This is a genomic window from Mesorhizobium sp. M6A.T.Ce.TU.002.03.1.1 (assembly GCF_003997275.1).
GTDB classification, from domain to species: Bacteria; Pseudomonadota; Alphaproteobacteria; order Rhizobiales; family Rhizobiaceae; genus Mesorhizobium; species Mesorhizobium mediterraneum.
Genome location: NZ_RZTI01000214.1, coordinates 1 through 5,945, shown reverse-complemented (window position 1 = coordinate 5,945; position 5,945 = coordinate 1). Strand labels below are relative to the sequence as shown.

Annotated in this window: 5 protein-coding genes; all 5 read left to right on the top strand. The window is 65.3% G+C overall.

The annotated features are described in order from the left end of the window. The coding region (locus EOC93_RS34320) for a transcriptional regulator (RefSeq protein ID WP_164759367.1) at window positions 1–1,163 on the top strand (1,163 nt) is incomplete at its 5' end. 252 nt (window positions 1,164–1,415) lie between these two features. Next, window positions 1,416–2,366 (top strand): substrate-binding domain-containing protein, encoded by a 951-nt coding sequence (locus tag EOC93_RS32265; RefSeq protein WP_126105695.1) that lies wholly within the window; start codon window positions 1,416–1,418, stop codon window positions 2,364–2,366. Window positions 2,367–2,611: 245 nt separating this feature from the next. Continuing rightward, entirely contained in the window at window positions 2,612–4,189 is a 1,578-nt protein-coding gene (locus EOC93_RS32255) for a sugar ABC transporter ATP-binding protein (protein ID WP_126105694.1), read from the top strand. Further along, window positions 4,186–5,202, top strand: coding sequence for an ABC transporter permease (locus tag EOC93_RS32250; protein WP_126105693.1), 1,017 nt, complete (start codon window positions 4,186–4,188; stop codon window positions 5,200–5,202). Before EOC93_RS32255 ends, EOC93_RS32250 begins: the two co-directional genes overlap by 4 nt. Window positions 5,203–5,249: 47 nt before the next feature. Further along, a complete protein-coding gene (locus EOC93_RS32245) occupies window positions 5,250–5,747 on the top strand; it encodes an N-acetyltransferase (RefSeq protein WP_095482763.1) in 498 nt (165 codons plus the stop codon). The last annotated feature ends 198 nt before the right edge of the window (window positions 5,748–5,945 follow it).

Sequence of the window (5,945 nt, the reverse complement as noted above, 5' to 3'; positions counted from 1 at the left end):
GCGTCAACCTGGACGATGCGACGGCAAAGCCGCTCTTCGACGGCGCGGTCGAGGAGATCATCAACGCGCTTTCCTACTTCAAGACCATCGCGGTGCTGGCACGCCATTCGGCCTTCGCGCTTGCCGAACATTCCGACCAGGACATCTGGGCGACCGCCGAGCGCCTCGGCGCCGACTATGTTGCGGAAGGCAGCGTCGAGAGCGCCGACGGCGGCTACAGCACGCACGTCGTCCTGTCCGAGACAGCGTCCGGCCGGCGCATATGGGCGCAGACGTTTTCGTTCAGGACCAGCGATATCTTCGTCTTTCAAAGGATGGTGGCGCAACGGATTGCGACCGCGCTGGTCGCTAATATCGAGAGCGCTGCCATGCGGCGCACATCCCCGGCGCCCGCCGCCAACGTCGAAGCCTATGTCCACATCCTGCGCGGCATGGCGCTTCTGCGCAGCTATGGCGAGGGCGTCAACCAGCAGGCCCGCGAACATTTGCTGAAGGCGCTCGAACGCGATCCGGATTCGGGGCTCGCTCACGCCTATCTCGCCTTAGCGGACATGATCATAGGCGGCTATGGCGGCGCGCCTCGCGCCTTGCTTGATCAGGCGCGGGACCGTGCCCTGCACGCCACGGCACTCAGCCCGGACGAGGCACGTTGCCACCGCATCCTGGCCTTGATCCTTATCTACCTGGCCGAATTCGACGCCGCCGCACGCCATTTCGCGCGCGCATTGGATCTTAATCCCTACGACGCCGACACGTTGGCCCAGACGGGCTTTTTCGAGGTCATACGCGGTCATGGCGAGACCGGCCTGATGCTGCTGGACCAGGCGATCCAACTCAATCCGATGCATCCCGCCTGGTATTATTACGACCGGGGTGAGGCCCTGCTTGTCCTTGGTCGCTACCCGGAAGCGGCGGCGTCTTTTTCCTGCCTTCCGCGAAAGAGTGCCTGGCAATGGGCGCGGCTGGCTGCCTGTCACGCGCTTGACGGCAATATCGACAAGGCAAGGGCCTGCACCAGGGAAGGCCGCCGCCTAAATCCCGGCCTGACCGAACAGGCAATCATGGCGGACCTTCACATGATGCGCTCGGAAGATCGGGAGCGGATACGGTCCGGTCTCGAGTTGGCTGGATGGGATGACGCGCAAATGCCGACAACATCATGAGCAGCACCGGCGGCGCTGGGCACATGACGCGGCCCCGAGTCGAATCCGCCCGTTCTTGCGCAAACCTCCGGCCTTGGCTAGCATCCGCCCGCAGGCACCGAGCGGAGGAGAACGTCGCGGTGGACCGGCTGGAGCGCCGTTGCGTCCCCTTGGGCGCTCAAAGACACTCCATTTCTAGATCGACGCATGAACCTGCCGGAGACCCATTCCGGTTTTCGGGGTCGTGCGCTCATGGTGGAGGAGACTAAATTGATGAACAGACGTGAATTCCTACTGTCGTCCGTGGCGATGAGCACATTGGCGCTGGCCGCTCCGCAACCGGCATTCGCCCAGGACAAACTGACCATTCTTGGTTCGGTGCCGAGCCTCGGCTTTCCGTTCTTCGTTCACATGCTGAACCAGATCAAGGCGGAGGCGCAGGCGCAAGGCGTCAACCTGACCGAGAGCGACGGCCAGAATTCGGCACCCAAGCAGACCGCCGATATCGAGGCGGCGCTTGTGCAGAAGGTCGACGCTATCGTCATCTCGCCGCTCGACGTCAACGCGCTGGCGCCGGCCATCGAGCAAGCCGTCCAGGCCGGCATTCCCGTCGTCACCATCGACCGCCGCGTCGACGGCGTCGAAGGCATCCTCGCCCATGTCGGCGCCGACAACGTCAAGGGCGGCGAGGCTGAGGCGCAGGCCATGGTGGCGGCGTTCCCGAACGGCGCCAAAATCTTCCATCTGCAGGGCCAGCCAGGTGCTGGGCCCGCGATCGACCGCAACAAGGGCGTGCACAATGTTCTCGATCCGCTGAAGGACAAATACCAGATCATCTTCGAGCAGACCGCGAACTTCGCCCGCGCCGAGGCGCTGTCCGTCACCGAAGCCGGCCTTGCCGCCAACGGCAAGCCCGACGCGATCATCTGCGCCAACGACGACATGGCGCTTGGCGCGGTTGAAGCCTGTGCGGCGCGCAACTTCACCGACGTCAAGATCTACGGCTTCGATGCGCTCCCCGAAGCGCTGGTCGCCGTGCGCGACGGCAAGCTGGCCGGCACGGTCGAACAGTTCCCCGGCGAGCAGTCGCGCACCGCGGTGCAGATCGCCGTCGCCTATGCCAAGGACAAGACCGAGCCCAAGGAAAAGCTCGTGCTGCTGACGCCGATCGTCATCGGCAAGGACAATCTCGATAAGGCTGAAAGGCTTGGCGAGACGAAGTAGGAGCACAAAAGGGGCGCACAGCAGCAAAAGTAGCGTTCTGTCGCGCCCCCCTCTGCCCTGCCGGGCATCTCCCCCACTTGGGGGAGATCGGCAGCTTCGCCGATAGCGCCTTTTTTGCAACGCAGGAGATTGGCGAAAGCCAAGGCGACATCCAATCTCCCCCCTCGTGGGGGAGATGTCCGGCAGGACAGAGGGGGGCGCTGTCCCGCCAGCCTGCGTGGGAATCGGAATTCAAGGAGGATCGCTTGTCTCCAGCAGAAGCCGCAGCGCCGTCGCTATCCCCGGCCCTCCTCGCCGTCGAGGGCGTGACCAAGCGCTTTGCCGGCGTGACCGCGCTCAGCGATGTCTCGCTCGAAGTTCGGCCCGGCGAAATCCTCGGGCTGCTCGGCGAGAACGGCGCCGGCAAGTCGACGCTGCTCAAGATCCTGTCCGGCGTGATGCCGCCCACCAGCGGCCGCATCGTCTTCGACGGCGTCGAATTCGCTCCGCACAATCCGCAGGACGCCAAGCGCCTCGGCATCGTCACCATCTACCAGGAACTGAGCCTGATCCCGACGCTGACGGTGGCGGAGAACATCTTCATCGGGCGCGCGCCGCTCGGGCCGCTCGGCCTGGTGAGCTGGCGGAAGATGGAGGAAGCCTCCCGCGGCATCATCGCCCGCGTCGGTCTGGATCTCGACCCGGCGACGCCGGTGTCGGCACTGTCGGTGGCCGAGCAGCAGCTGGTCGAGATCGCCCGGGCGCTGTCGCTGAAGAGCCGCCTCATCATCATGGACGAGCCGACCTCGGCGCTGACCGAAACCGAAGTGCAGAAACTGATGTCGATCATGGGCCGGCTGCGCAAGGACGGCGTCGCCATCATGTTCGTCACCCACCGGCTGGAAGAGGCCTCTGCCATCTGCGATCGCATGACAGTGCTGCGCGACGGCAGGTTGGCCGGCCATCTCGATCGCGAGGGCGGGCCAATCAAGCTGCCGAAAATCATCGAGAAGATGGTCGGCCGCGCCGCATCCGAGCTTTATGCCAGGCCGACACTGCGCGACGTCGCCGGCGACGTCAGGCTCTCGGTGCGCGGACTGCGCACCGTGCGCGATCCGCAGGCGCCGCACGCGATCGTGCTCGAAGGCGTCGACCTCGATCTCAAGGCGGGCGAGATCCTCGGTGTCGCCGGCCTCGTCGGCTCCGGCCGCACCGAGCTTGCCCGCGCCATCTTCGGCGCCGACCGCATTGCCGCCGGCACCATCACGCTCGACGGCAAGCCGATCGCGCCAGCATCGCCCGCCGACGCCATCGCGCTCGGCATCGGCCTGGTGCCGGAAGACCGCAAGCATCAGGCGATCTTTGCCGCGCTTGGCATCCTGACCAATTTTTCGATCGCGGCACTCGGCCGCTACTCCAACGCCGCCGGCTTCATGACCGAGCGCCGCGAGCGCGAAGCGCTGGCAAGCTACAGGAAGACCCTGTCGATCCGCATGGCCTCGCCCGAGCAGCCCATCGAGGGGCTGTCCGGCGGCAATCAGCAGAAGGTCATCCTTGCCCGCTGGCTGGCGCGCGACCCCAAGGTGCTGATTGTGGACGAACCAACGCGCGGCGTCGATGTCGGCGCCAAGGCCGAGGTACATCAAATCCTGGTGCAGCTCGCCGCGCGCGGAATCGCCATCATGATGATCTCCTCCGAATTGCCCGAAGTGTTGGCGGTATCGGACAGGATCGTTACCATGCGGCGCGGACGCATCACCGGCGAGATGCCCGGCATCGAGGCGACAGAGGAAAAACTGATGGAACTGATGGCGCTCGATCAAAAGCAGGAAGCGACGCAATGACCAGCACGACCGAACAGAGCCAGCGCGGCGGCATCAATGTCGCGCGCCTGCTGATGAGCTTCGGCCCGCTGATGTTCCTGGCGCTGCTGATCGTCGTCTTCACCGTGCTGAAGCCGAGCTTCATCGACCCCATCAACATCTTCAACATCATGCGGCAGATCTCGATCACCGGGCTGATCGCGCTCGGCATGACCTTCGTCATCCTCACCGCCGGCATCGACCTGTCGGTCGGCTCGCTGCTGGCCTTCTGCGGCATGGTCGCGGCGGTGGTGGCCAAGGGCGGCACCGCCAACACGCTGTCGCTGTCGACGTCTGGCACCCAAGGTTTTGGCTGGTTCGCCGCACTTCTGGCCGCCGTCGTCGTCGGTGCGCTGGCCGGCGGCGTCCAGGGCTTTGCCATCACCAGGCTGAAGGTGCCGCCTTTCGTCGTCACGCTCGGCGGCCTCACCGTGTTTCGCGGCCTGACGCTGACGATCTCCAATGGCGGCCCGATCTCCGGCTTCGATGCTTCGATGCGCTGGTTCGGCACCGGCCTGATCGGCCCGGTCCCGGTGCCCGCGATCATCTTCGCGGTGGCGGCGATCCTCTGCCACATCGTGCTGCGCTACACGCGCTACGGCCGCGCCGTCTACGCCGTCGGCGGCAATGCTGAGGCAGCAAGGCTGTCAGGCTTGCGCGTCGACCGCATCCTGATCTCCGTCTACGTCATCGTCGGCTTCTTCGCCGGCCTTGCCGCCTTCGTGCTGTCGGCGAGGCTCAATTCCTCGGAAGCCGTCGCCGGCATCGGCTACGAGCTGACAGTGATCTCAGCGGTCGTCATCGGCGGCACCTCGCTGTTCGGCGGCATCGGCTCGGTCGGCGGCACGGTGGTGGGCGCGGCGCTGATCGGCGTGCTGCAGAACGGGCTGCAGTTCAACAACGTCTCGTCCTACACCCAAAGCATCGTCATCGGCCTTATCCTCATCCTCGCGGTAGCCTTCGACCGCTGGCTGAAATCGCGAGTGAGGCGGTGATCCGAGGAGCGAAGGCTGCGATGCAATAAACTGCCGGGGAGGTAGCGATGACCCAGATCAGAACCATGACCGAACAGGACGTGCCGTCGGTATCGCAGCTCCTTGGCGAGTCCTGGCGCCGCACCTATTCGCCGATCATCGGCGCCGAGACCACGGCACGCATCTCGGACGGCCGTCACGCGCCGCAAAAGATCGCGGCGGAACTGGCCGACGACAACAAGATGTCGTTCGTCGCGGAACGGCCGGACGGCTCGATTGCCGGCTACGCGATGGCCGAAATGGACGAAACCGGCGACGTCATGCTCGACCGGCTCCACATCGACAAGAGCGAGTTCGGCACGGGGCTGGCCGCCGATATGCTGCATGCCGTCCTTGCCGCCCATTCGGGCATCCCCAGCATCGCCCTCGAAGTGATCGAAGGGAATGACCGGGCGATCGCATTCTACCGCAAGCACGGGTTCGAAGTGGTCGAGCGCAGGCCTGCGTCGCACGGCGTGGAAGGCCATGCGTCATTCATCATGCGCAGGCTGCTGCCACGGGCTTAGCACAGGTTTCCCCGCGCTCGCGATTTTTCGTCCGTCAAGCGGGTGCGTTCACACGCGGCGAACGCGTCGCCCAATCGGCAATCGTCCCACCCGCGACCGGTGAGCTCGTCTGCGGCGCGAGGAGATTGTTGCGGCGGGCAACCGCCCCGAATGTCGCCCGCGCCGTCTCCGCGTCGGTTTCGCCCTCCATCGCGGCCC

Coding starts and splice junctions, on each gene's coding strand:
- EOC93_RS32265 (WP_126105695.1), top strand. CDS start 1,416: ATGAACAGACGTGAATTCCTACTGTCGTCCGTGGCGATGAGCACATTG.
- EOC93_RS32250 (WP_126105693.1), top strand. CDS start 4,186: ATGACCAGCACGACCGAACAGAGCCAGCGCGGCGGCATCAATGTCGCG.
- EOC93_RS32245 (WP_095482763.1), top strand. CDS start 5,250: ATGACCCAGATCAGAACCATGACCGAACAGGACGTGCCGTCGGTATCG.